Here is a 23,089-nt window from a genome sequence, read left to right as displayed (position 1 = left end):
ACGGTCGTTGGGTGATGGCTCATCGGATGGCTGTACTGGGGTTGCTGCTCGTAATCACCGCGTGCTCGGGTGGTGAGGACAAGAGTGCTGCGCAGCCGTCCGCTACGCCGACCCCCAGCGCGACACCGACTTCCACTGCTGCACCGACGCCCAGCCCGCAGCTGGTCGCGTGGACGGGGGCGATGTGCGATGGCATCAGCAAGCTGGCGTCCGAACGCAGCCAGGCGTCCCAGACGGCTCAGATGATGAAGGAGCCGAGGGTCGCCTCGCTGGTGGCCCAGACGTACCTGATGGGCCAGCCGGCGGCGATCCGGCTGATCGCTTACGACTTCGCCGGGCTTCAACCGGCGGGCAATGCGGCGGGGGACCGGTTGGCCTCGCAGTACAACACCGCGCTGGGCAAAGTTGTGCCGAAGGTCGTCGCGCTGGTCGGCGATTCCAGCCAGCAGTCCCAGCTCGGCGAGTCAGAGCTGGTGCGGCTGGCCCGGCAGGTCGCCGCCCTGATCCTCTCGGTCAAACCGGCCGGGCCCGACCTGCCGACGCTGGCCAAGACCGACCCGATGGTCGGCCTCGCCTATCGCCAGTCGGCGAAGTGCAAAGCCATGACACCGCTCGAGCCGCCCACCACCCGGTTGCCGGCTGCCGCCGACGGCCAGAACTACAAGGCCTGCGCCGACGGCAACTGCGAAGTACTGGTGAAGAAGTCCGCCAAGTTCACCGTGAAGGGCAAGATCCTGGCCCTCACGGTCGCCAACGGCCAGGTGACCGTCGACAACCGCGAGGCGGACGGCGGCGGCTTCTCCGCCACTCTCAGCACGGAAGGCGGCAACAGCTGGGGCACCAAGGACTCGATGACCTCGGGCAAGGTCATCGGCATCAACGCCACAGCCGCCGTCGTTCAGTTCACCTCGAAGTAGCCGTTACTTTCCGGCGAGGGCGAGGCGCAGGATCGTGTCGTAGTCGACCAGTTCGTTCGTGCCGTCCGGGGTCGCGATCAGCTCCTGGTTGCTGGTGACCAGCACGCTGCGCGGGTTGCTGACCTCCACGCCGTACTTCGTCTTCGCGAACTCACGGTTCTCGGCGCCGGCGAAGTACTCCCCGTACTGCGCCAGGCGCGCGGCACCGTCCGTGGCGGAGGTCGACCGGCGGCGCTTCTTGCCGTCCTTCGCGATCTCCAGCACCGGCAACGCCAGCTGACCCACGATGTGGCTGCCGTCGGCCCGCTCGAGGATGAAGTCCGGCGAGCTGTCCAGCCCGTCCAGCTGCGGTTCGCGGATCAGCTGGGTCGCGTCGAACGCGGCCAGCAGGATCTCTTCGTGCTGCTGCAGGAACTCGCCGACCGTCGCCTTGCCCAGGCCGTGCTGGTACGTGCTCGAGAACGGCTCGGCCTTGAGTAGCTGGTCCACCTCGCCACGCGGCACCGCCACGGTGCCGACCGGGTCCAGGTGGGCCGCCGCGTTGACCAGGTTCTGCAGGAAGTCGCGGTACTTGTCGGCCGGCTCGGAGCGGTGGATGGCGATCGCGAGGAAGCTCCAGTGCACGCGGCTGGAAGTACCGGTGCTGGAGGCGAGCAACACCCGCTGGAAAACCGAGTAGTTCCCCGGCGCGAACTCCAGCAACTGCCCGTCACCGATCCCCGCGGGACCGATCAACTCCGACTCCGTCAACCGCTGCGCGCCCGGGAATCCCGCGGTCAGCACGCCGTTGCCGTACGCGGTCGCGATCGTCGCGTCCCGGTAGAAGTTCTCGTTCGGAAGCTTCGCCACCGGCTTCCCGGCGCCCGACGCCCCGAAGTACTCGTCGATGCTTGCGGCCTTCTGCCGCCGCACCTCGAGCGACCTGTACTCACGGCTCACCCCGACGAGCTCCAGGATGTTCCAGTCAGGCGTCTCGGTCAGCACCAGCTGCCGCGGATACAGCAACGGCCCGACCAGCTCACGCCCGTGACTCCCCGGCAGGTGCTCACTCACGCTCTTGAGGTGATCCCCCCAGAACTGACTGTTCACCTTCACGAACTCGGTGGGTTTCATTGCCCGCTGTCTCCTAGCTCTAGCCATCCCGACCTAATCAGCAACCCCCGCCTGCCCACCCAGTATTCCCTGTCCCGCCCACGAAACAGCCCCCCGGGCGCATCGCTGCGATCGGGGGCTGTTCGAGCTGCTGTGGCGCGTGCCTGGCCGATCGCTAGAAGACTGCCGCTGCGAGGACGACGAAGACCACCACGGTGAGGATCAGGACGCCGATCATCAGCAGAGATTTGACGGCGGTCGACTGCTGGCCGCGGGCGATCCCGAGGTTGGCGCCGACGCCGATCGCACCGATGAGACCGCCGATCAGCCCTCCTACCAGCAGCACCAGCGGAAGCACGACCAGCACCCGCACCGCGACCGGGAGCGACGGCCCGGTGCGATACCTGACACCAGCGATCTCGATGCTCGGGTGCGGATCCAGCAGACTGCTGTGCAACTTGGCGGCCACTGTTCGACCGTCCGCAGTCGGCAGCGTGTAGTTCCCGCGCCTGGTACCCGACACTTGGTACCCGCCAACCGTGACCGAGTGCTTGCCTGTGAAAGCGTTGACGGCAAGCACGACGGGACCGGCAAGCCCTTCGACCACCATGGGTTCAGTACGCATGAGCGGACTGTATCGGCGGGTGAGGTCCAGCAGCCGGCTCCAGTACAACGACTGGATAACACGAGAACAGCCCCTGACCTGTCTCCAGGTCAGGGGCTGTTTCTGCTCCTGTGGCGGGTGCAGGGTTCGAACCTGCGTAGGCAGAAGCCGGCAGATTTACAGTCTGCTCCCTTTGGCCGCTCGGGCAACCCGCCAGGGTGCTGCCGGTTCGTGAACCAGCGTGAGAGACGATACAACAGACAGTGCCCCTGACAGCAAATCGAAAGGAACTGCCCATGGCTTCGGAGTCCTCCTTCGACATCGTGAACAAGGTCGACCAGCAGGAGGTGGACAACGCCGTGAACCAGGCGGCGAAGGAGATCAGCCAGCGGTTCGACTTCAAGAACGTCGGCGCGGAGATCAAGCTGTCCGGCGAGGCGATCGACATGCAGGCCAACACCGAGGAGCGCTGCAACGCCGTCCTCGACGTGCTCAAGGACAAGCTGGTGAAGCGGCAGATCTCGCTCAAGGGCCTGGAGGCCGAGGATCCCAAGCTGTCCGGCAAGATCTACAAGATCAACGCCACGATCAGCGCCGGCATCACCCAGGAGAACGCCAAGAAGCTCTCCAAACTGATCCGCGACGAGGGCCCCAAGGGCGCCAAGGCGCAGATCCAGGGCGACGAGCTCCGCATCTCCAGCAAGAGCCGAGACGACCTCCAGGCAGTCCAGTCCCTGATCAAGGGCCAGGACCTCGACTTCGCCGTCCAGTTCGTCAACTATCGCTGACCTGTACTTCGTACGGCAGCTGCGTGGGTGGATCAGGGCGGACTTCGGTCTCGACGTGACCGAACTCACCCAGATCCACCACGGCGGGCTCCCCTAGAGGTGGTAGTCCGGCCTCCTGCGACTCGACCGAGCGGGCCAACGACTCGGTGAAGCCTCCGGGGAGGTCTGCCGGCGTGCCGTCCCAGGCGAGCGGTACACCCCAGCAGCCGCCGATCAGACGGCGGTCATACATGCGGTGAATGCTAGGTCGTGCGCCCGCTACCAGTTACCGCATTTCCGGCTCGTACTTCGCGGGGTGCGCCGCCTAGTTCTCGGTGGCAGGTTTTGTTGAAGGCCTGGAGGTCGGGGATGCCTACTGAGGCGGCTACGGCGGGGATGGAGAGGGTGGTGGAGACCAGGAGGTGGCGGGCTCGGGCCATCCGGCGCTGGCGGATGTAGGCGACTACTGTCGTGCCCGTCTCCGAGCGGAAGAGTCTGGTCAGGTGGTTGTGGGAGACGCCTGCTGCGGCGGCCAGTGCGGGGACGGTGAGCGGCCGGGCCAGGTTGGCCTCGATGTAGCTGATGGCGGTCGAGACTGCCGAGTGGCCGGCTGCGGCGCCGCCTTCAGTCAAGGGCGCGGACAGTTGGGCTACCCGCCAGAGTGCGGCCCATACCTCGGCCACCACCCGGGCAGAGCCGCTCGGTGACGCGCCGATGGCTGAGCGGAGCATGTCGGAGAGCACCGGGGCCGCAGTACCGGCGTCTTGTACGACCGGCACGTACGACGGCTCGCCCACGACTCGTGGGCGGAAGTGCACGAAGAGGTGCTCCGAACGCCCCCGGTAGTCGAACTGCACCGGCGCTCCGGCCGGCGTGAGGCTGACCGATCCGGGCGCGACCGGGTACGTCGTACCGCCCACGGTCAGGTCGGCGAAGTACCCGTAGAGGTGCAGCTGCCACAGATCCGGCAGCTGGAACACGTCCCGCAACCCGCGCACCCCATGCACCCCCACGCCGACGTTCACCAGCTCCGGCGGCTCAGCCAGGTGCAACGGGATCATGGTGAGAAATTACCACCAGTGGTGAACACAACCCACGCAAATTCGAACAACAGGTACCTAGCCTAGAGGAGTACCAACCACCACGCACCCGTCGCCCCGAGAGGGAGAGACATGCCCCACCCGCATCGCAAGAACCTCCTCACTTCCGTCCAGCTCGCGAGTTTCGTCGCCACCGGCGCGTTCCGGATGGACGCCGTCGTCCCTGATGAGATGAACCAGCAGGCGCTCGACGTCCTGAAGGCCGGTATCCCCGGCGTCCCCTACGGCACCCCGCTGTCGGAGGCGTTCGTGGACAGCGAGTTCGTCCAGCGGCTGGTGCAACTGCCCGAGATCGCCGGCGCTATCCACAGCTTGGTCGGCCCGGAGCCGACGGTCGACCACCACGCGGTCCACATCCGCAAGGCGAACGAGGGTGAGGCGCAGAACCTGCACGGCGACGCGATCATCGACGTCCGCGAGGACGCCTTCGACGTCCAGCTCATGTACTACCCGCAGGAGGTGACGCTCGAGATGGGCGGCACGCTCAGCGTCCCCGGCAGCCACCTGCGCCGTACCAACGAGTCCGACACCGGCCGGTACCAGAACCTGCTCGGCCAGACCCGGCTCACCTGCCCGCCCGGCACGATCGTCCTGCTGCACCACGGCATCTGGCACGGCGGCCGCAAGAACGACAGCGCCATCGACCGGTACATGTTCAAGATCCGCTTCAACCCGACCGTCCGCCAGGTCCGGCTGTGGAACACCGACGACCTGTACGACGACGCGGTGGCCCAGGAGCTCGGCCAGACGTTCCCCTGGTACGAGAACGCCACCGGCCGGCTGGAGATCTACAACCGGGTCAAGCTTTGGCAAGCCCTGACCGGTGATGACACCTACGACCCCGACTATTGGGTGACCAGGGTGTCCAACCGGCCGCGCCGCGTGGTCGCGCAGCGCAGTGTCAACCCGCACGCAGGGAAGGGTAAGGAGATCGCATGACCGTCACATCTGCCCAGCAGACAGTCCGCCAGCAGGTACTGGTGCTCTACCTGGCCTCGTCGGCGCTCGACTCGCGCACGGTCGGCTGGTCGACGTACGACGGGACCGGTGCGACGTCACCCACCACGGGTGACTCCGACGTCCCGCCGTACGCCAGCGGACTCGACGCGCTGAAGGACGGCTGGCGGCTCTTCCAGGCCGCGCAACTGCTCCCGCCGCAGCCGGGTCACGAGTACGACGTGTCGTTCCTCAAGCACGAGTTCTTCTTCGAGAAGCTCGTCAGCAGCTAGTCAGGCTGCGTCGGACTAGTAGGCAAGGACACAGACCGGTTTCGGCCAGTCCAGCGGCGTCCCCGTTGCGGTGAGGGCGCCGCTGCTCTGGTCGACGGTGAAGACCGCGATCGAGTCAGAGCGCTCGTTCGCGGCGTACAGCTCGGTGCCATCCTTGCTGAAGGCGAGGTGCCGCGGCCAGGTCCCACCGGATCCGATCGTCTGGATCAGCTCGGCCTCGAGGCCCTCCGCGCCGGTCTCGAAGACCGCGATCGTGTCGTCGCCGCGGTTGGACCCGTAGACGAACCGCCCGTCGTTCGACACCAGCACTTCGGCAGGGAAGCTCTCGCCCGACGCGTCGTCCGGCCGCGTCGACACCGTCTCGACGGCGGCGAGCTTGCCGTCGGCGAAGCTGCACACGGTCAGTGTCGAGTCGAGCTCGTTGATCAGGTACGCCGCGTGGCCGCCCGGGTGGAAGGCGAGATGCCGCGGCCCGGCGCCGGGGTGGATCTGCAACCGGCTCACCTCTTCGAGCCGGCCATTGGCCGAAAGTGTCGACACGTAGACGGTGTCCGAGCCGAGATCGATGTCGAAGGCAAACGATCCCGACGGGTCGAAGGTGACCTGGTGGGCGTGCGGGCCTTCCTGGCGCTCCGCGTTCGGGCCGGTGCCCTCGCGCTGCAGGATCTGGGTCGGGTCGCCGAGCGAACCGTTTTCCTTGATCGGGTGGATCGCGACCGACCCGGAGCCGTAGTTGGCCGACAGCAGGAACTTGCCGGACGGGTCGACCTCCAGGTGGCACGGGCCCGCGCCACCGGTCGGCTGGTGGTTGAGGAACTCCAGCGCGCCGCTGTCCGCGATCGCGAAGGCGCTGACGCGGCCGGCCTCCAGCTCGTTGGTCGAGTAGAGGTACCGGCCGTCCGCCGAGATGGTCAGGAACGACGGATCGGCGGTCGCCGCGACGACCTGCAGCTCCTCCGTCGTGCCGAACCCGATGCCGTCACCTCCACCGTCCTGAGAGGTGTAACTGCCGACATAGATCTGCTCCGAGGTCATGCCCCCACCCTGCCAGCTAACTCAACCCGCACGCATCCATGGACCTCTTAAGCTCAGCTCATGGACACCGCCGCCTTCCTCCACCGCATCGGCGTCGCCGCGCATCCCCGGCCGAGCCTCGAAGCGCTCTTCGAGCTGCACGCAGCCTTCGTCGGCACCGTGCCCTACGAGACCGTGCAGTACCAGTTCGGCCAGGGTGGCCCGATGGATCCCGAGGCGGTCGCGGCGCGCATCATCGCTCGCGAGACCGGCGGCTACTGCTTCCAGCTCAACGGCGTCTTCGCCCACCTGCTGACCACCCTCGGGTACGACGTCACGCTGCACCGCGGCGGCGTACAGACCGCCACCCGCCCAGCGGTCGTGGACGCGAGCCACATGGTCCTGACCGTCCCGCTGAACGACCAGGTGTGGCTGGTCGACGCAGGCCTGGGCGACGGACTCCTCACCCCGATGCCGCTGGAGGTTGGCGCGAAGGTCCACCAAACCCCCTTCGACCTGTCCCTGCGGAAGTCGGACATCGTCGACGGCTGGCGCCTCGACCACGACCCCCGCAGCAGCCTGACCGGAATGGACTTCGAGGCAGCCCCAGCCGCCTTCAGCGATTTCGAGGACCAGCACAAACACCTGTCGCTGTCCCCGGACTCACCTTTCGTCCGAACCTGCTCGGCCTTCCTCCGCCGCGCAGACAGCACCGCCGTCATCCGCTCGGCCGGCTTCACCCAGATCTACGCCGACCGAACCGACAACCAGATCATCGAGGAACAATCCGAGTATTACGAAGTCCTCGCCGACGTCTTCCAGCTACCGCTGCCGCATTTGTCCGACCCCGACCGCGACGCGCTGTGGCGACGCGTCTGGACGCAGTACGAGACCTTCCTGGCCTCCCAGCAGACCGGTTAGCGATCACTGGCCAGGTTCAGTGATGTTGGTGATCGCTGAGACGAGGGTCTTGCGGGCGGTGGGGGACAGACTGACGGTCAGCGCCTCGACTCGGTCAGTGAAGGCGGTGTGGGCCTGGTCGGCGAGGGTGTGGCCGTCGGTGGTCAGGGTGATCTGGCAGGCGCGGCGGTCGGTGGGGTGGGGGTTGCGGGCGAGTAGTGACCGGCGCTCCAGGCGGTCGACCATGCTCGTCAGGCTGGAGCGTTCGATGCTCATGATGCGGCTCAGGTCGGTCATGCCCTGAGGGCCGCCGAGGAGCACGCAGAGCAGGTGGGCCTGCTGGGGCGTGAGGCCCAGCGGGCGACTCGTTTCGGCGTACAGGTCCTGCAGAACGTGCATCAGGCCGACCAGGGAACCGACCAGTTCCGTGTGCCTGGCTTTCGTCGTCGCCATAGGCCCACTGTAGTCCGGCCTGCGGACTGTTCGTGGTTCTGATAGTTAGTAGACCTAGTATTTAGGTGTACGAACTATCTAGGAGGCAGACGATGAACGTGCGTTTCGGCTACGGATCTCCCCACGACATCCGGGCGACGGCAGACATCCTGCGGCTGGCCGAGCAGGCCGACCGGGACGGACTCGACCTGTTCTCGCTCTCGGACCACCCCTATCTCCCCGATCTCCTCGACCCCTACGCCACGCTCGCCTTCGTGCTCGGCCGGACGTCCCGGATCTCCGCGCTGGCCAACGTCACCAACCTCCCGCTGCGCCCCGCGCCGGTCCTCGCCCGGACGGCGTCCTCGCTGACCGCCCTCTCCGGCGGCAGATTCGTGCTCGGCCTGGGCGCGGGCGGCGCCTGGGACAAGATCGAGAGCATGGGCGTACCGCGAGTCCGCCCGGCTGAGGCCGTCGAGGCGTTCGAGCAGGCGATGATCCTGGTTCGCCGACTCTCCGGCGGCGGCCCAGCGGTCACCGACCCGTACCACGGCGTGACCGCGCTCGCGCCGTCCCAGCTCCCGGCGCCGCCGATCTGGACGGGATCGAACGGACCCAGATCGCTGGCCGCGACCGGTCGCCAGGCAGATGGCTGGATCCCGGGCCATGCCGCCGACTGGCTCAGCGAGCGCTATCGCGAGTCCCGCCCGATCATCGACGAAGCGGCGCTGTCCGTCGGCCGCAAACCCGCCGACGTCGCCACCATCTACAACTTCCCCGGCCGTATCACGGCGCAGCCGCTCGACCGGGTCCGCGACGAGGCCGGCCGCTGGATCGGAGGCTCGCCGGCCCAATGGGTCGAAGAGCTGACCGGAGCCGTCCTCGACCACGGCGCCGCCGGTTTCATCCTCTTCCCCCAGGGCTCCGACTCCTTCGAAACCACCCTCAGCCGCTGGTCCCAGGAGGTCGCCCCCGCAGTCCGCGCGGCCGTCAGCTGATCACTGGCCCAGCGGTTCGGTGACCTCGAAGGTGATCAAGCGTTCAGGCTGGTGAGTTCTTCAGAAGACAGCACGAGGGAGCCGGCGGCGATGTTCTGCTCCAGGTGCGCCGGGTTTCCGGTGCCGGGGATGGCCAGGACGTTGGGGCCCTGGTGGAGGGTCCACGCGAGCCGGATCTGCTGCGCCGACACCCCATGCGCTTCGGCGACAGCCTGTACTACGGTCGCGTGCGCCGCGCCGCCCTCGGGCGTAGTACCGGCGATGGCGGAGAACGGGACGAACGCGACCCCACGCTCAGCGCAGACCCGGAGGAACGCGTCGCCGCCGCGGGAGGTGTCGATCGCGTAGCTGTTCTGGACGCAGACGACCGGTGCGATCGGCTCGGCCTCGTCGAGGTGGTGGGGGCTCACGTTCGAGATGCCGAGGTGCCGGATGAGCCCGGCGTCGCGCAGTTCGGCGAGCCAGCCGAAGCGTTCGGCCAGGGACTCGCCGGGCCGGTTCATGATCCGCAGGTTGACCACGTCGAGGTGCTCGCGGCCGAGCCGGCGGAGGTTCTCCTCGACCTGGCCGCGCAACTCGGCCGCGGTCGTCGCGTTGTAGAAACCGCGCTCGGGGTCGTCACCCGGCCCGACCTTGGTGGTGATGACGAGATCCTCCGGGTACGGCGCCAGCGCCTCGCGGATCAGGTCGAGGGCCGGTCCGTAGAACGCGGCCGTGTCGACGTGGTTGACGCCGAGCTCGACCGCGCGCCGCAGTACCCGGATGGCGACCTCGCGATCCGGATCGGCCGTCAGCCGCATCGAGCCGAAGCCCATCCGGTTGACGGTGAGATCGCCGAGCTTCCAGGTCCCCGCGGCAGCGGCGGGCAAATCTGAGTCGGTAGAGGACACCCGCGAAACTTACTCCTCGATCGCGCCGCCGACGCCACGAAGGTGATCGCGGAAGGTCAGCGACGGCTGCTCCTTGCGCGCCGCGAGATAGGCGCCGAACCGCACCTGCTCGCGTAACGAAGTACCGGAGCGGATGAGTTCTGCCTGCTTGCGTTCGGTCGCGTGGATCGTCGCCGCCAGGTCGAGCAGTTCGTCGGCGCGGTCGGCGGGGATGAAGATGACGCCGTCCTCGTCACCCAGTACCGCGTCCGCCGTCGTCACCGTCCATTCCCCGACCGTCGCGTACTCCAGCGCGTCGGCCGCCTGCGGATCGAGCCGCAGTGGACCGGTCGGCATCGCGCCCAGGCTGAAGACGGGCAGGCCGATCGCCTGGATGTCGACGGTGTCGCGATGCAACCCCCAGACGACGATCCCGGTGACACCGGCCGCTTGCGCCTCCAGCGCGACCAGGTCGCCGACGCAGGCCTCGTCGCGACGGGCGCCGTTGTCGACGACGAGCACGTCACCGGCCTCGGCGGACTCGAATGCCTCCAGGAAGACGTCGACACTCCCGACATGCCGCGCAGGCAGCACCCGTCCGGCGACGCGCCCCGCGGTGACGGGCAGCAGCGACACCGTCCGCACCGGCACACCCACGCGCAGACAGGCGTCGGCGACATGAGCAGTGGTCAGATTCTCGAACCGCTTCAGCAGATCAGCCATTCTCTGACCTTAGTCAGACAACCGATACCAGACCAGAACCTCCCAGTACTACGTCCGCCGGTGGACTTAGCGGTGGAGGAACTGGAGGATCCCGGGGAGGTCCGGGTGGTAGCCGTCGGCGGTGTCCACGGTCAGGGTGGGGACCGGGAGCGCGATCGGCTCGAAGGCGTCGTGGCCGCGGCGCCAGGTGTCCGCCGACCGGTGACCGTCTTCGTGGGCTCCGCGGAGGGTGTTCTCGGCGGCGCGGGTGGTGATGCGATCGTGGGCGACCTCGGCGGAGACCACGCAGTGCACGATCCGCAGCTCGGCCAGGCCGAGGAACGGGCTCAGGCCCGGCCGCCAGACCCGGTCCTGGAACGCGGCCTCGGCGACCACCGTCGAGCCGCGGCCGATCAGCAACCCGATGACGTCGAAGAACGTCGCCAGTGTCCGCATCGTGAGGGGATCGGCAGGACCCGGTACGAAGCCAGGCGTCGCGTGCGCCATCCCCTCCTTGATCTCGTCCCGGCAGATCGCTGGGCACCCGACCGCCGCAGCGAGCCGATGGGCAAGCGTGGTCTTACCGCTGCCGGGCGGACCACTGACCACAATGAGCATGGGCTTCGACGACACCCGCGCACCCTAGCCTCCGCGTGAGGCGCTCGGCCGGATTCGATCAGCATTCGTCCGGATCTGGCTGGACTCCGCTCGCCCGGGTCCGCACGATGGCTGGGTGACCACATACTCGGCCGTCCGGACCACCGGCATCTACTGCCGCCCAGGGTGCGGCGCCAAACCGCTGGCGGAGAACGTCCAGACCTTCGAGCTGGCAGCCGCCGCCGAGGCCGCCGGGTACCGCGCCTGCCTGCGCTGCCGTCCGTACCGCGTCGCCGGCACCGTCGCGGACGAAGCTCCCGAACTCGTCTGCCGCGCGGTCCAGCTGATCATCACCGGCGTACTCGACGACGCCGACGAGACAGCGCTGGCAGCCCGTCTCGGGTTGTCGGCGCGGCACCTGCGCCGAATGTTCAACGACCACCTCGGCGTCACCCCGGACCAATTCGCCCGCTCCCGCCGCGCGCACTTCGCCCGCCGGCTGCTGGACGACTCGGACCTGACCATCGCCGACATCGCCTTCGCGTCCGGTTTCGGCAGCCTGCGGCAGTTCAACCGGGCGATGCGCGAGGTGTTCCGGTCCACCCCACGCGAACTGCGCGACCGCCGCCGCCGTACCGACCGCCTGGCGGCCGACGGCGGTCTCGTACTTCGGATGCCGTACACCCCGCCGTACGACTGGGAAGCGATGGTCGATTTCCTGGCCGGCCACGCGATCCCCGGCGTCGAGTCCGTCATCGACGGTGTCTACCGCCGCACGATCGCGCTGGACGGTGACCCGGGCCTGCTGGAGCTCACGGCCGGCGGCGCCGATCACCTGCTGCTCCGAGCCCATCTCCCTTACTGGGAAGGCGTGATCCACGTCGTCGAGCGCGCCGCCCAGCTCGTCGGCCTCGAATCCGAACCCGTCCTGGCCGCTGCCCAACTCGGGGGCGACCCCATCGTCGGCCCGCTGATCAAAGCGCATCCTGGCCTCAGGATCCCTGGCGCGTGGGGCCCGTTCGAGGTTGCCGTCCAGGCCATCGTCCGCGACCAGGCGCCCTCCGAGGCCGACGAAATCCTCGCCCAGCTGGTCGCGGCTGCCGGTACGCCGGTAGCCGGGCTCGGCCATGGACTCACCCATGCCTTCCCTTCAGCGGAAGCCCTGGCAGCCCGGTACGACGGACCGGGCCGGGTCGGCAAGACTCTCCGGCTGCTCGGCGAAGAAGTTGCGGCAGGCAACCTAAAGCTGGATGGCGCCGAGCCGCTCGAAACCCTCGTCCCGGCACTCACCAGCATTGACGGCATCAGCGAAGTCGCCGCCCAGCAAATCGCCCTCCGGCTGGGAGCGCGCGATGCGTTCCCAGCCGAGCCCACCGCGGAATCCGAAGCCTGGCGACCATGGCGGGCGCTGGCCTACCGTCACCTATCGCAATAGGTCGCTGTGCTTGCTGAAGTTGCCTGCGGCCACCAAGGCGTCGTAGGTGCCGGTGGTAAGCAGCTCTTGCGCCGCAGCGGCTGCCAAACCGTACGCGCCCGCGCTGATCGCCGGCCCCACGCTGATTCGCGCGACCCCTAGCGAAGCCAGTTCACCGATGGTCGGCGCCCCCGGCCCGGTCATCACATTCAACGGAAGCGGTGAGCCGGCTACTAGCTCACGGATGGTCTCGACGTCGACCACACCTGGTACGAAAAGCACGTCCGCGCCGGCGTCGGCGTACAGGCGAGCCCTTTCGAGCGTCCCGCTGCCGTCACTGAACAGGTAGGTGTCGGTCCGTGCGTTGATCACGATGTCGATGCCTGAGGCAACTGCTGCCGAACGGGCTGCGGCGATCCGCTCGGCCAGTACTGACGGTTCGACCAGCACGTGGGCAATGCTGTCTTCGAGGTTGATGCCAACGGCACCGATCTCGATGACCTCGGCAACCGTCTCGCCGACCTCGGCGGGCGTCGCGCCGTACCCGGACTCGAGGTCCGCGGTGAGCGGAACCGAGATCACCCGCGCGATGCGCCGCAGTACAGCGAGTGCCGCGGCGCGAGTGAGACCACCTGCGTCCGCAACTCCCTCGGCCCACGAGACCCCGGCACTCGTCGTCGCGACGGCCTTGGCGCCGGCCGCCTCGATCGCTCGCGCCGAACCGGGGTCCCAAGCGTTCGGCAACACCAGTGGCCCGTCAGTGTGAAGCGCCCGGAAGGCCCGGGCCTGTGCCAACCGGTCGATACTCATACGCCGACCAGCAGCTCGTGGTCGATCTCGACGAACTCGACGATCAGGTCGGCGAACTGGCCGGCGATCAGTTCCTTGTACGCCGACGAGCCGGTGTGCGCGTCATACGCTGCCTGGTCGGCGAAGTGCTCGACGAAGAGCAGATAGTCGGGCTTGGCCGGGTCGCGATAGACCCGGAACGACAGGGTGCCCTCCTCCTGCCCGGGCCCTTGTGGCGCGAACGCCAGTACGAGCTCCTCGGCCTTGGCCTGGTTGCCGTTCTTGAGGTGGATGGGGAATACCTTTGCGAGCACTTTCTGCCTCCTGGTCGATGCGTTCTCAGGAGTCAAGATTCGCCCACGGACCGGGCCCGGGTCTGGCCATATTCGGCCATCTCAGTCGTACCGTTATCTGAGACGATGTGTCTCATTGTGCAAGACTTAGGGTTAGCCTGAGTCTGTTGACGAGGACAAGGGAGTCCGAGATGAATAACGTGTACACGCACGGCCACCATGAATCCGTACTGCGCTCGCACAGTTGGCGTACCGCTGAGAACTCGGCGGCGTACCTGTTGCCGCACCTGCGCCCAGGGCAGTCGGTGCTCGACATCGGCGCCGGCCCCGGCACCATCACGGCGGACCTTGCGCGCCTCGTCCAGCCGGGCCGGACCACGGCCCTCGAAGCGAATGACGGCGCGCTCGACATCACCCGCGCGACCTTCGCCAAGCTCGACGTCTCCGTTGACTTCCTCGTCGGCGACGTCCACCACCTCGACCTGCCGGACGACTCGTACGACGTGGTCCACGCGCATCAGGTCCTGCAGCATGTCGCCGACCCGGTGCAAGCACTCCGCGAGATGCGCCGCGTCTGCAAGCCGGGCGGGATCGTCGCGGCAAGAGACTCCGACTACCAAGCCTTCGCCTGGTTCCCCGAGTCACCGGAGCTGGGGGAGTGGATGACCTTGTACCAGCGGATGGCCCGCGCCAACGGCGGCGAACCGGATGCCGGCCGACGGCTGCTCTCCTGGGCCCGGGATGCAGGATTCGAGAAAGTTGCGGCCACCGCCAGCAACTGGACCTTCACCACCGACGAGGACAAGGCGTGGTGGGGCGGCATGTGGGCCGACCGCGTCCTCCACTCCGCCATGGCCGACCAGGCCCGCGCTGCAGGCGTACCGCAGGAAGACCTCGACCGGATCTCCACCGCCTGGAAGACCTGGGCAGCCGACCCCGCCGCCTTCATCTCCCTGCTCCACGGCGAGATCCTCGCCACCGCCTGATTGATCAGTCGGCCAGGACGACGAGGTAGTCGTCGGGGTCGCGCAGCCAGAGTTCCCGGTGGTCGGCGTTGGGGTTGTGATGGAGATCGGTCTGGATGCGGCAACCGGCTGCCTTCGCGCGGTCGGCAGCCGCCTCCAGGTCCACCAGCCGGAACCACAGTGCCACCCCGTTCCCGACCGGCAACGCGGGGTCGCCGATCGTGCCGTGGTGATGGCCGAGCTCCAGCTTGTGAAGCTGGAGGATCAGCTCGCCGTCGACGAGCACCTGCTCGTACTCCAGGCCGCCGTGGCCACTCGTCGCGCCCAGCACAGCGCAGTACCAGGCGCTGCTCTTCTCGATGTCGGTCACGGCGATCATCGGTTGCGGTCGTACGGACGCGGTCATGACACCCACGCTAGGTGCCTTGAAGATCGCCGGTCTTGAAGGAATGGGAACGCTGGCGGGAGACCTCGTACAGCACGGCGGTCGCCGCGTTGGCCGCGTTCAGCGAGCTGGCGGAGCCGGTCATCGGGATGCGGAGCAGATGGTCGGCGAGCTCCTTCCACGCGGTGCTCAGGCCGGAGGTCTCGTTGCCGATCAGCAGCAGCGTCGGCCGGGTCAGGTCGAAGTCGAAGATGTCGGCCTCGCCCTTCTCATCGGTCCCGACCACGACGACCGGCGTACCGGCGGCACGCTGCGCCTCGACCCACTCCATCACCTCGCGCTGCGACGGCACCCGCACGGCCGGTACTGCGAACAGCGAGCCCGTGCTCGCCCGGACCGCCTTCGAGTCGTAGACGTCGGCCGCGTGCCCGGTGACGATCACCCCGTCGGCCCCGAAGGCGTCCGCCGAGCGAATGATCGACCCGATGTTGCCCGGCCCGGTCGGCCGGTCGAACACGACGCCGAGAAAGTCCGGCCCGACCTTGATCCGGCTGAGGTCATCCGCCGGCATCTCCACCACGGCGATCAACTCGGGCGCCGTCTCGCCCTTCTCGCCCAGCTCGGTCAGCAGCTCCGGCGCCATGCTCACCCGCTCGACCGCACGCTGCCCCTGCAGAACGTCCTGCGCCCAGCGCGACAACCCGCGTTCCGAGTCGTAGATGAACGCCCGGATGGTCCACCCGTGCTCGATCGCCAGACTGATCGGCCGAACGCCCTGGACGAGGAACTCGCCGGCTCGCAGCCGCTTGTTCCGGTTGCCCAGCAATGCCTGCCACACCTGGAACCGTGCGTTCCGACTACTGATCCGCTGCGCCGCGGCCATCGATCCTCCGTCTGGTCAGCCGAACGAACCCCCACAGTACGAGGCTCGGCAGCCACACCAGCAACAGCCACGGAAGCCACCACCAACCGAACCCTTCGGAGAGCTCCGGTTGTTGCCCGGCGGCAAACGGCCGGGCGGTCGCAGACCAGACGACAAACGCATCGCCGATCGGCACCAGCCCCAGCGCATACCGCTTGGTGTGCAGCCCACTGACCGGTACTCCGAGCAGGTCGCCCTCCCGAGCCAGTACGCCGGCCAAAGGATCGTGCTGGACCCTCGCCGCCCCGAGCCCGACCGTCGTCGCCGACAAGCTGACCCCGAACACCAGCGGCCCGGAGTCGACATCCCCACTCCCGTCGGTCCCTTTCGGGAACTCCCGGACGGCCGGCCCGAGCCCGGTGACGAACTTCTCCCGGAACACCTCGTACTGCGATCGTGCGAAACCCGGATCGATCTCCAGCAGGAACCGGTGGATGACGGTCTGCGATGTGCCCCGAGCACCCGTGCTCACCGGCGTCACCTGGTGCGGCATCAGCCCGGTCGCCGGATCGAGCCGCGTCTTCACCCCGGCCACCCAACGCGCCACGGTCGGCTGGAATCGCGGCGTCATCAGGTGGTCGTACAGGGCCAGCGACGCCATCGCCACCGTCGAGTCCACCGGCCAGGCCTGGCCCGGATACGCGTCCAGATAAGGCGTTTCCGATGCGTCGAAGGCCTTCGCCAGCTCGCTCGAAGCCTTCGTGTACTCCGCGGTGTCGCGCGACTCGGCCGGCTGCAGCGAGAGAATCCCGCCGCGGAGCCAATTGGTCCAGCCCGCGTGAAACACGCCGTACCGGGGTGACAATCCTGCGAGGTCGAAGGGTCGCGTGCCATCGGCCGTGTTCAGCCGGGCGAGCGCCCACTGCGCCTCGCGCACCGCGTCCGCCGTGCGCTCCGGCGACTCGAGCCCGACCTGCACCCAGGACAACCCGTAGAGCACGTTCAGAAAGAAGTACCCCTCAGGCTTCAGCCCCTGAGCGTCCTGATCCGCCCCACCGTCGATCGCCCCCCGAAGAAACCGCAACTGCTTCACCGCGCCGTCGACCGGCTCCCCGCGCGGCAACACCAACCGAGCCGTCCCCACGGCCGACAACAAACTGGCCACTACAGCCACACCAACCAACACCCTGCGCAGCACCCGACATCCCCCTACGACCTGGACCCTGAATCGTAGAGGGAGCCGTCCCGACGGACAGGACATAGTCCCCCAACGGCCGCCGGCTGCCGCTTCCGTGAGCGTGGCGCCCGGCCGAACGGACGACTATGTCCTGTCGGTCGGGACAGGACATCAGCCGATGATCTGGATCAGGCCGAGGTTGTTGCCGTCTACGTCGGTGGTGGTGGCCAGGAGTTGGCGGCCGCTGGAGACCAGTTGGATGTCGGTGGTGGTGATTCCGGCTGCGGCCAGGCCGGCCAGGGCTGCGTCCAGGTCGTCGACGGTGAAGTTGACCGAGGTGCGTCCGGCCCGGTCGGGGTCCTGGAAGACCTGGACTGCGCCAAGATCGCTCACGTGCCACTCGGCCAGTGTGCCCATCGGCCGCTGGTCCGCGGGACGCCCGAAGAACGACTCGTACCACTGGGTTGCCGCTCCGAGTTCGTGGACCGGAATCACCGCGAGCACTGCCTTGACCTTCACTGGACCCTCACCTCTCGGGGATGACCGCCCCGGCCGGGCGGTTCTCTGCCTGCTAGGTCGGTGCCCAGAAAGCGCCCTCGACATGCCCCCGCCTTCGGTCAGGCCAGTTTGCGGCCCAGGAAGTCCCTGATCAGGGCGGCGATCTCCGGGGCGTTGGATTCCAGGGCGAAGTGGCCGGCTTCGAGGAGGTGGATCTCGGCGTCGGGGAGGTCGCGCTGGAAGGCTTTCGCGCCGGCGGCCGGGAAGATCTCGTCGTTGGCGCCCCAGGCGGCGAGCAGCGGGACCTGGCTGGTGCGGAAGTACTCCTGGAACTTCGGGTAGAGCGTGAAGTTGTCCAGGTAGGTCCGGACGATGTCCAGTTGCACGCGCTCGGCGCCGGGCCGGGCGAGCAGCGACAGGTCGTGCTGCCACGCGTCGGGGCTGAGGAGGGTCTGGTCCTTCACGCCGTGCTGGTACGCCCACTTCACCAGCGACTCGGACTGCATCTCGGCGGCCGCCTTCGCGTTCTCCGGCGTCGGGTCGGCGTCATAGGCCTCGACGGCGGCCCACATGGCCTCGACGTACCCATCCAGGTACGCGTTTCCGTTCTGGGTGATCACTGCGGTGATCCGCTCCGGGTGCTCCAGAGCCATCCGCCACCCGATCGGCGCCCCGAAGTCCTGCACGTACAGCGCGTACTTCGTCAGCCCGAGCTTCTCGGTGAAAGCGGTCGTCAAGCTGGCCAGTGCGGCGAAGCTGTACTCGAAGTCGTCGGCCGAGGGCATCGCCGAGTAGCCGAAGCCGAGGTGATCGGGCGCGATCAGGTGGTACCGGTCCTCGAGCAACGGAATCAGCTCGCGGAACATGTGCGAGCTCGCCGGGAACCCGTGCAGGAGCAGCAGCACCGGCGCGTCGGTCGGGCCCGCCTCGCGGTAGAAGAGCTCGTGCCCGTCGACCTCGACGGTCCGGTGGTGAACGGTCATCGTTTAACCCCTTTGGAAGTTTTATCCGGTTACAGGGGCTAGCGAACACCCAATGGGTGTAACCTGTCAACATGGTTAATGCGGTTATGCCCGATCGGGCGGTAGCTGACGAGGTGGGACTTCTCGAGCTGCTCAACTCGGCGCCGATCGTCGACGGCGTGCCGACGGACGAGCTGCGGGGCGCGGGCGCGACGGGCTGGCTGCGAGAACACGGCATCCCCGGTACGCCGGGAGCGGCGCGCGACGTGCGGGACGCGATCTCCGGCGTAGTACGGGGTCAGCAGTCGGAGGCCGGTCTGCAGGGGTTCCTCGCGGACGTGCGGCAGGTGCCGGTGGTGGGGGAGTCGGGCGTGGAGTGGAAGTTGGAAGGTGCTCGCTTCGCGGCCCGGATGGTGCTCGCGTGGGCTCAGGTGCAGGGCCGGTTGCGGCCGTGCGAGAACGATGCCGAGTGCACCTTGTTCCTCATCGACCGGAGCAAGGCCAATGCCCGCCGCTGGTGCTCGATGTCAACCTGCGGCAACCGGTTGAAGGCCCGGCGGCACCAGGTCCGCGTGCGTAGTACCTAGGCGCCTAGGACTTGATGCGGGTCTGGCGGATCTCGAACACCCGGGCGCAGAGCTCCATCAGCTCGGTCTCGTTCGTCACGATCTGCTTGGCCTTGGGGCCGAGGGCAACGATGTGCTCCTTGGACTCCTGCAGCCGGCCGAACAGGCGCTCGCGCTCGCCTGCGTCGTCGGTGTACTCCGCGTCGAGATAGGCGAGCGCGTCGCGGCGGATGTTGGCCATCGCGGTCTGGGTCCGGCCGCGGGTGCTGAACAGGGACGCGAGGATCGTGACCACCAGCACCACCAGGATGACGACCAGTGACAGCCCGGTGCTGATCTCCGTCACCTCGATCGGCTCGCCGTCGTTGATGAACGGCAGGTTGTTCTCGTGCAGCGCGTGCAGGATCAGCTTCGCGCCGATGAAGGCGAGGATCGCGGCCAGCCCGAAGGACAGGTAGATCAGCCGGTCCAGCAGACCGTCGAGCAAGAAGTACAACTGGCGCAGCCCGAGCAGGCTGAACGCGGTCGCGGTGAAGACGACGAAGACGTTCTGGGTCAGCCCGAAGATGGCCGGGATCGAGTCCAGCGCGAACATCAGGTCGGTACCACCGATGGCCACCATCACGAGCAACATCGGCGTCATCATCCGGCGGCCGTTCTGGATGGTGAGCAGCTTGTCGCCGTCGTAGTTCTCGGTCGTCGGGAAGAGCCGGCGGGCCAGCCGGACGATCACGTTCTGCGCCGAGTGCGACTCCTCGGTCTGCGGTTTGAGCATGTTGCCGGCCGTGATCAGCAGCGCGAGGCCGAACAGGTAGAAGACCCAGGCGAACGTGTTCAGCAGCGCCGAGCCGAGGAAGATGAAGCCGGCCCGGGCGATCAGCGAGATGACGATGCCGACCAGCAGCACCTTCTGCTGGTTCTCCCGGGGGACCCGGAAGCTGGTCATGATGATCAGGAAGACGAACAGGTTGTCGACCGACAGCGCCTTCTCGGTGATGTAGCCCGCGAAGTACTCCGAGCCCATCGCCCCGCCGCCGAACACGAGCGTGCCGAGGCCGAAGAGGATCGCGATCCCGACGTACACGCTGGACCAGAGCGCGGCCTCGCGCAGCGCCGGTACGTGCGCGCTGCGGACGTGGAAGAAGTAGTCGAACGCGAGCAGGGCGAGGATCCCGACAATGGTCAGAATCCAGACCAACGGGGAAACGGTCATCGTCAGGGGTTCCGATCACGAGGGGCCCGGCCGGTACCAGCCAATCACGCCCAGCCGACCGCTGTCCCCGAACGACCCGAATTGTCGGCTGACTGTGGTCCCCCACGCCACGGCCGGCTTGGCCGGCGGATGGGTTAGCGGCCTTTGACCAGGGCGACCAAGTACCGGCAGGCGGTTGTTGTGGGGTTGGTGAAGGTGCAGGGGGCGGGGGCGCCTAGTTGGAGGCAGTCGCCGGTGGTCAGTTTGTGGAGGGTGTCGCCTTCCTGGAAGTGGAGGGTGCCTTCCAGGAGCCAGATTTGCTGGTATTTGAAGATGTAGGCGTCGGCGGGGTAGGCGATCGAGGCGCCGGGTGGGAGCTCTACCTCGACCAGTTCGAGCGGGGAGTCGGACGTGGGGGAGATCGCGCGGCGGCGGTAGCCGGTCGCTGGGTCGGTCCAGGTGGGTTGGTCTTCGGCGCGGCGGAGGAGGTCGCCGGTGCCTTCCTCGGCGCGGGCGACCAGCTCGGACAGCGTCAGGCCCAGGGCTCCTGAGAGGCGGCCGAGTAGTACGGCGGTCGGCTGCGCCTCGCCTCGCTCGATCTTGCCGATCATCGCCCGGGAGACGCCGGAGCGGTCGGCGAGGGCGTTGACCGAGAGGTCGCGGCTGAGGCGGGCCGACTGGAGGGTCGCGGCGAGCGAGGCGGAGAGCGGATCGTCCATGGTTGCCACTATAGAGGCTGTTGCGGCTACTATCGTGGCATGGGAAAGATTCGGGAGGCATCAGAAGCGGATGCCGAGGCTTGCGCAGCGATCTACGCGCCGTACGTGCGCGACACCGCGATCACCTTCGAACTCGACCCGCCGACGGTCGCGGAGGTGGCCGTGCGAATCAACCAGGCTGTGCGAACCCACGCCTGGCTGGTGCTCGAGGACGACGGCGGGCGGGTCGTCGGCTACGCGTACGGCGGCCCCATGAAGCCCCGGGCGGCGTACCGGTGGTCGTGCGAGGTCAGCATCTACCTGGAGCTGGGCCGGCGACGTACAGGTGGTGGACGCGCTCTCTATGAAGCCCTCCTCGACCGCCTGACAGCCCGCGGCTACCGCATCGCCGTCGCCGGTATGACCCTGCCCAACCCAGCCAGCGAAGGCCTCCACGCCGCACTCGGTTTCGAACCCATCGGCACCTACCGAAACATCGGCTGGAAACTCAACACCTGGCACGACGTCGCCTGGTCCCAACGCCCATTGGCAGTCACCGACGACCCACCAACCGAACCCACCTAAGAACCCCACGCGGGCCCCGACGTTGCACCTCCGTCGCACCGCGCCCGCGCGGCCCCGACGTTGCTCCTCTGTTGCACCGGGCCCGCCCGGCTCCCACCGACCGAGCCGCGTACCTCGGCGATACCTGCCAGCCTTACCTGGCTCGCCGGCGATCCGACTCGATTCCGGACAACTCGCCTACGCCCTACAAGACCGGACCCGCTTCGGCCTGGAGCGGTTGACGCTGTCGCCGATACCGCTCTGCAAGAGCACGACGCAGTTCCGGATCTATGAGCACAATGCGATCCCCGGCATCTCCAGACGCCGGATTGCGCGCGGGCGATGCTGCCGTTCTGGTTTCTCTTCTAGATCCAGAACGACATCGATGAGTCGGTCGCAGCTACTCACGAATGTTCGAAACCCGGCGGCGCCCAGCCGCATACGGATGCGAAGCATGGAGCTTGATCGTCACGGTTATGGACGAGCTCCAGAAACCTCTCGTCACCGCATAGAGCGCCCGTCCCATCGTGAAATCTACGGTCGACGCATGACGACAACCGACGCGACTCGTTGACCCGCCGCCCGCCGCCCGCCGCCCGCCGCCCGCCGCCCGCCGCCCGCCGCTCGCCCTCTGCGCGAAAGCATCTCCTCATGGTCGAATCCGAGGTGAACCGCACGAAGGAACGGCTCGCCTACTTCGCGCAGGTCGCAGACCTTCGACTCGGCGAGACCTACGTCGATTGGGCACCGCGAATCGACCGGTGCCGGTGGGTCGGCAGGCGCCTGCGGGTGGTGCCCGGGAGTCGGCGGATGCCCGTGCATCGGCAGAGCACCGCGAATTGGTGGGTGCTCTTGGGGTGGCGGGGCCGTGGTGCGGTGGTAGTTAGGGGCCGGTGGAGGGGGTGCCGGTTTCACCCCAGGGGTTGAGGTCGGCGACGGCCTCGGCGGTGAGCCAGGACAGACCTGCGGCCGGAGAGGTGCTGGCGGGGGTGAGAGCTGTGGGGCGTAGCCGGTCGGGCTGTGGGTCATTGGGGTTGACGCTCGCAGGCCAGGCTGCGGCTGCTGTGGTGGGCGCGAGCCAGCCCGGCGCGGTGCCGTCCAGTGTCAAGGCGCCCGGTGCCCGCGCGGCACCCGGAGTCGGCGGAGTGTCCGGCCACGGTGAGGTGTCCGGCGTCGGTGAGTTGTTCGGTGTGGGTGGGGCTTTCAGGGGTGGCATGGTGAGGCGGCCGGGGGTGGGCACGGTCCAGTCGGGGCGGGTCACGTGGACTACGCCGTTGGTGATCTTCACGGCCCAGTGGTCGGCGTGGACTGCGCGGTGATGAGCACCGCACAGCAACACCAGATTCGTGATCGAGGTCGGGCCGCCGTCGGCCCAGTGGATGATGTGGTGGGCGTGACAATGCGACGGTGGGGCTTTGCAGATCACGCAGCCTTTGTCGCGGCGGATCAGCGCACGCCGGATCGGACGCGTCACGAACCGGTAGTCCATCCCGACATCCAACG

29 protein-coding genes and 1 tRNA gene are annotated in these 23,089 nt (G+C 67.8%); 10 read left to right on the top strand and 20 right to left on the bottom strand.

Annotated features, from left to right (window positions below; all coding sequences use genetic code 11):
* Window positions 1-11 precede the first annotated feature (11 nt).
* A complete protein-coding gene (locus G3I17_RS31890; protein WP_164601560.1) occupies window positions 12-917 on the top strand; it encodes a hypothetical protein in 906 nt (301 codons plus the stop codon).
* A 3-nt stretch (window positions 918-920) separates the two neighbouring features.
* Here G3I17_RS31890 and G3I17_RS31885 read toward each other — a convergent pair whose 3' ends face one another.
* The 3 genes from G3I17_RS31885 to G3I17_RS31875 all read right to left on the bottom strand — a co-directional run bounded on the left by G3I17_RS31885 (window position 921) and on the right by G3I17_RS31875 (window position 2,828).
* Window positions 921-2,030 carry a hypothetical protein gene (locus G3I17_RS31885; RefSeq protein ID WP_164601558.1) on the bottom strand — a complete coding sequence of 370 codons (1,110 nt, stop codon included), beginning with the start codon at window positions 2,028-2,030 and terminating at the stop codon, window positions 921-923.
* 154 nt (window positions 2,031-2,184) lie between these two features.
* Entirely contained in the window at window positions 2,185-2,634 is a 450-nt protein-coding gene (locus G3I17_RS31880) for a hypothetical protein (RefSeq protein WP_164601554.1), read from the bottom strand.
* Between the two features lie 111 nt (window positions 2,635-2,745).
* Window positions 2,746-2,828, bottom strand: a tRNA-Tyr gene (locus tag G3I17_RS31875).
* Window positions 2,829-2,909: 81 nt separating this feature from the next.
* Between G3I17_RS31875 and G3I17_RS31870 the strand changes: the two genes are divergently transcribed.
* On the top strand, window positions 2,910-3,401 hold the full coding sequence (locus tag G3I17_RS31870) for a YajQ family cyclic di-GMP-binding protein (RefSeq protein ID WP_164601552.1): 492 nt from the start codon (window positions 2,910-2,912) through the stop codon (window positions 3,399-3,401).
* On the opposite strand, the gene G3I17_RS31865 is transcribed toward G3I17_RS31870, so the two are convergent.
* Together G3I17_RS31865 and G3I17_RS31860 are read right to left on the bottom strand one after the other, a co-directional pair.
* The gene (locus G3I17_RS31865) at window positions 3,388-3,633 is read right to left on the bottom strand and encodes a hypothetical protein (RefSeq protein ID WP_164601508.1); all 246 of its coding nucleotides are present in this window, start codon (window positions 3,631-3,633) and stop codon (window positions 3,388-3,390) included. The genes G3I17_RS31870 and G3I17_RS31865 overlap by 14 nt on opposite strands.
* A 10-nt stretch (window positions 3,634-3,643) precedes the next feature.
* Complete coding sequence (locus tag G3I17_RS31860) at window positions 3,644-4,441, bottom strand: AraC family transcriptional regulator (RefSeq protein ID WP_164601550.1); 798 nt, start codon at window positions 4,439-4,441, stop codon at window positions 3,644-3,646.
* A 111-nt stretch (window positions 4,442-4,552) separates the two neighbouring features.
* Between G3I17_RS31860 and G3I17_RS31855 the strand changes: the two genes are divergently transcribed.
* Both G3I17_RS31855 and G3I17_RS31850 read left to right on the top strand, forming a co-directional pair.
* The gene (locus tag G3I17_RS31855) at window positions 4,553-5,419 is read left to right on the top strand and encodes a phytanoyl-CoA dioxygenase family protein (RefSeq protein ID WP_164601548.1); all 867 of its coding nucleotides are present in this window, start codon (window positions 4,553-4,555) and stop codon (window positions 5,417-5,419) included.
* Entirely contained in the window at window positions 5,416-5,709 is a 294-nt protein-coding gene (locus G3I17_RS31850; RefSeq protein ID WP_164601546.1) for a hypothetical protein, read from the top strand. Before G3I17_RS31855 ends, G3I17_RS31850 begins: the two co-directional genes overlap by 4 nt.
* A 15-nt stretch (window positions 5,710-5,724) precedes the next feature.
* On the opposite strand, the gene G3I17_RS31845 is transcribed toward G3I17_RS31850, so the two are convergent.
* A complete protein-coding gene (locus G3I17_RS31845) occupies window positions 5,725-6,744 on the bottom strand; it encodes a lactonase family protein (RefSeq protein ID WP_164601544.1) in 1,020 nt (339 codons plus the stop codon).
* Between the two features lie 60 nt (window positions 6,745-6,804).
* On the opposite strand from G3I17_RS31845, the gene G3I17_RS31840 reads away from it, so the two are divergent.
* On the top strand, window positions 6,805-7,644 hold the full coding sequence (locus tag G3I17_RS31840; protein WP_164601541.1) for an arylamine N-acetyltransferase: 840 nt from the start codon (window positions 6,805-6,807) through the stop codon (window positions 7,642-7,644).
* A 3-nt stretch (window positions 7,645-7,647) separates the two neighbouring features.
* Here G3I17_RS31840 and G3I17_RS31835 read toward each other — a convergent pair whose 3' ends face one another.
* Window positions 7,648-8,076: a MarR family transcriptional regulator gene (locus G3I17_RS31835; RefSeq protein WP_164601539.1), complete on the bottom strand. Its 429-nt coding sequence runs from the start codon at window positions 8,074-8,076 to the stop codon at window positions 7,648-7,650.
* 92 nt (window positions 8,077-8,168) lie between these two features.
* Here G3I17_RS31835 and G3I17_RS31830 point away from each other — a divergent pair, with 92 nt between their 5' ends.
* Window positions 8,169-9,053, top strand: coding sequence for an LLM class flavin-dependent oxidoreductase (locus G3I17_RS31830; RefSeq protein ID WP_164601537.1), 885 nt, complete (start codon window positions 8,169-8,171; stop codon window positions 9,051-9,053).
* Window positions 9,054-9,088: 35 nt separating this feature from the next.
* Here G3I17_RS31830 and G3I17_RS31825 read toward each other — a convergent pair whose 3' ends face one another.
* From G3I17_RS31825 to G3I17_RS31815, 3 genes are all read right to left on the bottom strand, one after another.
* On the bottom strand, window positions 9,089-9,943 hold the full coding sequence (locus tag G3I17_RS31825; protein WP_343238486.1) for an aldo/keto reductase: 855 nt from the start codon (window positions 9,941-9,943) through the stop codon (window positions 9,089-9,091).
* A gap of 9 nt (window positions 9,944-9,952) precedes the next feature.
* Window positions 9,953-10,645 (bottom strand): RraA family protein, encoded by a 693-nt coding sequence (locus tag G3I17_RS31820; protein ID WP_164601535.1) that lies wholly within the window; start codon window positions 10,643-10,645, stop codon window positions 9,953-9,955.
* A 66-nt stretch (window positions 10,646-10,711) separates the two neighbouring features.
* On the bottom strand, window positions 10,712-11,257 hold the full coding sequence (locus tag G3I17_RS31815; protein WP_343238484.1) for an ATP-binding protein: 546 nt from the start codon (window positions 11,255-11,257) through the stop codon (window positions 10,712-10,714).
* Window positions 11,258-11,357: 100 nt separating this feature from the next.
* Between G3I17_RS31815 and G3I17_RS31810 the strand changes: the two genes are divergently transcribed.
* Complete coding sequence (locus G3I17_RS31810) at window positions 11,358-12,656, top strand: AlkA N-terminal domain-containing protein (protein WP_164601533.1); 1,299 nt, start codon at window positions 11,358-11,360, stop codon at window positions 12,654-12,656.
* Here G3I17_RS31810 and G3I17_RS31805 read toward each other — a convergent pair.
* Together G3I17_RS31805 and G3I17_RS31800 are read right to left on the bottom strand one after the other, a co-directional pair.
* On the bottom strand, window positions 12,645-13,445 hold the full coding sequence (locus G3I17_RS31805) for an isocitrate lyase/phosphoenolpyruvate mutase family protein (protein WP_164601531.1): 801 nt from the start codon (window positions 13,443-13,445) through the stop codon (window positions 12,645-12,647). The genes G3I17_RS31810 and G3I17_RS31805 overlap by 12 nt on opposite strands.
* Window positions 13,442-13,738: an antibiotic biosynthesis monooxygenase gene (locus G3I17_RS31800; protein ID WP_164601529.1), complete on the bottom strand. Its 297-nt coding sequence runs from the start codon at window positions 13,736-13,738 to the stop codon at window positions 13,442-13,444. The genes G3I17_RS31805 and G3I17_RS31800 overlap by 4 nt, the downstream gene beginning before the upstream one ends.
* Before the next feature lie 170 nt (window positions 13,739-13,908).
* Between G3I17_RS31800 and G3I17_RS31795 the strand changes: the two genes are divergently transcribed.
* On the top strand, window positions 13,909-14,703 hold the full coding sequence (locus tag G3I17_RS31795; RefSeq protein ID WP_164601527.1) for a methyltransferase domain-containing protein: 795 nt from the start codon (window positions 13,909-13,911) through the stop codon (window positions 14,701-14,703).
* Window positions 14,704-14,707: 4 nt separating this feature from the next.
* Here G3I17_RS31795 and G3I17_RS31790 read toward each other — a convergent pair whose 3' ends face one another.
* The 5 genes from G3I17_RS31790 to G3I17_RS31770 all read right to left on the bottom strand — a co-directional run bounded on the left by G3I17_RS31790 (window position 14,708) and on the right by G3I17_RS31770 (window position 18,587).
* The gene (locus G3I17_RS31790; RefSeq protein ID WP_203591051.1) at window positions 14,708-15,088 is read right to left on the bottom strand and encodes a VOC family protein; all 381 of its coding nucleotides are present in this window, start codon (window positions 15,086-15,088) and stop codon (window positions 14,708-14,710) included.
* Window positions 15,089-15,098: 10 nt separating this feature from the next.
* Complete coding sequence (locus G3I17_RS31785) at window positions 15,099-15,950, bottom strand: TrmH family RNA methyltransferase (RefSeq protein ID WP_164601525.1); 852 nt, start codon at window positions 15,948-15,950, stop codon at window positions 15,099-15,101.
* Complete coding sequence (locus G3I17_RS31780) at window positions 15,925-17,103, bottom strand: hypothetical protein (protein ID WP_164601523.1); 1,179 nt, start codon at window positions 17,101-17,103, stop codon at window positions 15,925-15,927. Before G3I17_RS31780 ends, G3I17_RS31785 begins: the two co-directional genes overlap by 26 nt.
* A 174-nt stretch (window positions 17,104-17,277) precedes the next feature.
* Window positions 17,278-17,625 (bottom strand): VOC family protein, encoded by a 348-nt coding sequence (locus G3I17_RS31775; RefSeq protein ID WP_164601520.1) that lies wholly within the window; start codon window positions 17,623-17,625, stop codon window positions 17,278-17,280.
* 98 nt (window positions 17,626-17,723) lie between these two features.
* The gene (locus G3I17_RS31770; protein WP_164601518.1) at window positions 17,724-18,587 is read right to left on the bottom strand and encodes an alpha/beta hydrolase; all 864 of its coding nucleotides are present in this window, start codon (window positions 18,585-18,587) and stop codon (window positions 17,724-17,726) included.
* A gap of 71 nt (window positions 18,588-18,658) precedes the next feature.
* Here G3I17_RS31770 and G3I17_RS31765 point away from each other — a divergent pair, with 71 nt between their 5' ends.
* Window positions 18,659-19,153: a CGNR zinc finger domain-containing protein gene (locus tag G3I17_RS31765; RefSeq protein WP_239063121.1), complete on the top strand. Its 495-nt coding sequence runs from the start codon at window positions 18,659-18,661 to the stop codon at window positions 19,151-19,153.
* Between the two features lie 4 nt (window positions 19,154-19,157).
* On the opposite strand, the gene G3I17_RS31760 is transcribed toward G3I17_RS31765, so the two are convergent.
* Window positions 19,158-20,345 carry a TerC family protein gene (locus G3I17_RS31760; RefSeq protein WP_164601516.1) on the bottom strand — a complete coding sequence of 396 codons (1,188 nt, stop codon included), beginning with the start codon at window positions 20,343-20,345 and terminating at the stop codon, window positions 19,158-19,160.
* Window positions 20,346-20,479: 134 nt separating this feature from the next.
* On the bottom strand, window positions 20,480-21,043 hold the full coding sequence (locus G3I17_RS31755) for an XRE family transcriptional regulator (protein WP_164601514.1): 564 nt from the start codon (window positions 21,041-21,043) through the stop codon (window positions 20,480-20,482).
* A gap of 39 nt (window positions 21,044-21,082) precedes the next feature.
* On the opposite strand from G3I17_RS31755, the gene G3I17_RS31750 reads away from it, so the two are divergent.
* Window positions 21,083-21,607 (top strand): GNAT family N-acetyltransferase, encoded by a 525-nt coding sequence (locus G3I17_RS31750; protein ID WP_164601512.1) that lies wholly within the window; start codon window positions 21,083-21,085, stop codon window positions 21,605-21,607.
* An 862-nt stretch (window positions 21,608-22,469) separates the two neighbouring features.
* Here the strand turns inward: G3I17_RS31750 and G3I17_RS31745 are convergent.
* On the bottom strand, window positions 22,470-23,089 hold a 620-nt coding region (locus G3I17_RS31745), incomplete at its 5' end, for an HNH endonuclease signature motif containing protein (protein ID WP_164601510.1).

Source organism: Streptomyces sp. SID13031, from assembly GCF_010548305.1.
Taxonomy (GTDB): domain Bacteria; phylum Actinomycetota; class Actinomycetes; order Propionibacteriales; family Kribbellaceae; genus Kribbella.
Note: the sequence above shows the minus strand (reverse complement) of the source record. Positions and strands in the feature narration are given on the sequence as shown.

Coding starts and splice junctions, on each gene's coding strand:
- G3I17_RS31830 (WP_164601537.1), top strand. CDS start 8,169: ATGAACGTGCGTTTCGGCTACGGATCTCCCCACGACATCCGGGCGACG.
- G3I17_RS31850 (WP_164601546.1), top strand. CDS start 5,416: ATGACCGTCACATCTGCCCAGCAGACAGTCCGCCAGCAGGTACTGGTG.
- G3I17_RS31805 (WP_164601531.1), bottom strand. CDS start 13,445: ATGAGTATCGACCGGTTGGCACAGGCCCGGGCCTTCCGGGCGCTTCAC.
- G3I17_RS31770 (WP_164601518.1), bottom strand. CDS start 18,587: ATGACCGTTCACCACCGGACCGTCGAGGTCGACGGGCACGAGCTCTTC.
- G3I17_RS31835 (WP_164601539.1), bottom strand. CDS start 8,076: ATGGCGACGACGAAAGCCAGGCACACGGAACTGGTCGGTTCCCTGGTC.
- G3I17_RS31750 (WP_164601512.1), top strand. CDS start 21,083: ATGGGAAAGATTCGGGAGGCATCAGAAGCGGATGCCGAGGCTTGCGCA.
- G3I17_RS31785 (WP_164601525.1), bottom strand. CDS start 15,950: ATGGCCGCGGCGCAGCGGATCAGTAGTCGGAACGCACGGTTCCAGGTG.
- G3I17_RS31885 (WP_164601558.1), bottom strand. CDS start 2,030: ATGAAACCCACCGAGTTCGTGAAGGTGAACAGTCAGTTCTGGGGGGAT.
- G3I17_RS31765 (WP_239063121.1), top strand. CDS start 18,659: ATGGTTAATGCGGTTATGCCCGATCGGGCGGTAGCTGACGAGGTGGGA.
- G3I17_RS31755 (WP_164601514.1), bottom strand. CDS start 21,043: ATGGACGATCCGCTCTCCGCCTCGCTCGCCGCGACCCTCCAGTCGGCC.
- G3I17_RS31795 (WP_164601527.1), top strand. CDS start 13,909: ATGAATAACGTGTACACGCACGGCCACCATGAATCCGTACTGCGCTCG.
- G3I17_RS31865 (WP_164601508.1), bottom strand. CDS start 3,633: ATGTATGACCGCCGTCTGATCGGCGGCTGCTGGGGTGTACCGCTCGCC.
- G3I17_RS31760 (WP_164601516.1), bottom strand. CDS start 20,345: ATGACCGTTTCCCCGTTGGTCTGGATTCTGACCATTGTCGGGATCCTC.
- G3I17_RS31870 (WP_164601552.1), top strand. CDS start 2,910: ATGGCTTCGGAGTCCTCCTTCGACATCGTGAACAAGGTCGACCAGCAG.
- G3I17_RS31840 (WP_164601541.1), top strand. CDS start 6,805: ATGGACACCGCCGCCTTCCTCCACCGCATCGGCGTCGCCGCGCATCCC.
- G3I17_RS31845 (WP_164601544.1), bottom strand. CDS start 6,744: ATGACCTCGGAGCAGATCTATGTCGGCAGTTACACCTCTCAGGACGGT.
- G3I17_RS31860 (WP_164601550.1), bottom strand. CDS start 4,441: ATGATCCCGTTGCACCTGGCTGAGCCGCCGGAGCTGGTGAACGTCGGC.
- G3I17_RS31880 (WP_164601554.1), bottom strand. CDS start 2,634: ATGCGTACTGAACCCATGGTGGTCGAAGGGCTTGCCGGTCCCGTCGTG.
- G3I17_RS31790 (WP_203591051.1), bottom strand. CDS start 15,088: ATGACCGCGTCCGTACGACCGCAACCGATGATCGCCGTGACCGACATC.
- G3I17_RS31820 (WP_164601535.1), bottom strand. CDS start 10,645: ATGGCTGATCTGCTGAAGCGGTTCGAGAATCTGACCACTGCTCATGTC.
- G3I17_RS31855 (WP_164601548.1), top strand. CDS start 4,553: ATGCCCCACCCGCATCGCAAGAACCTCCTCACTTCCGTCCAGCTCGCG.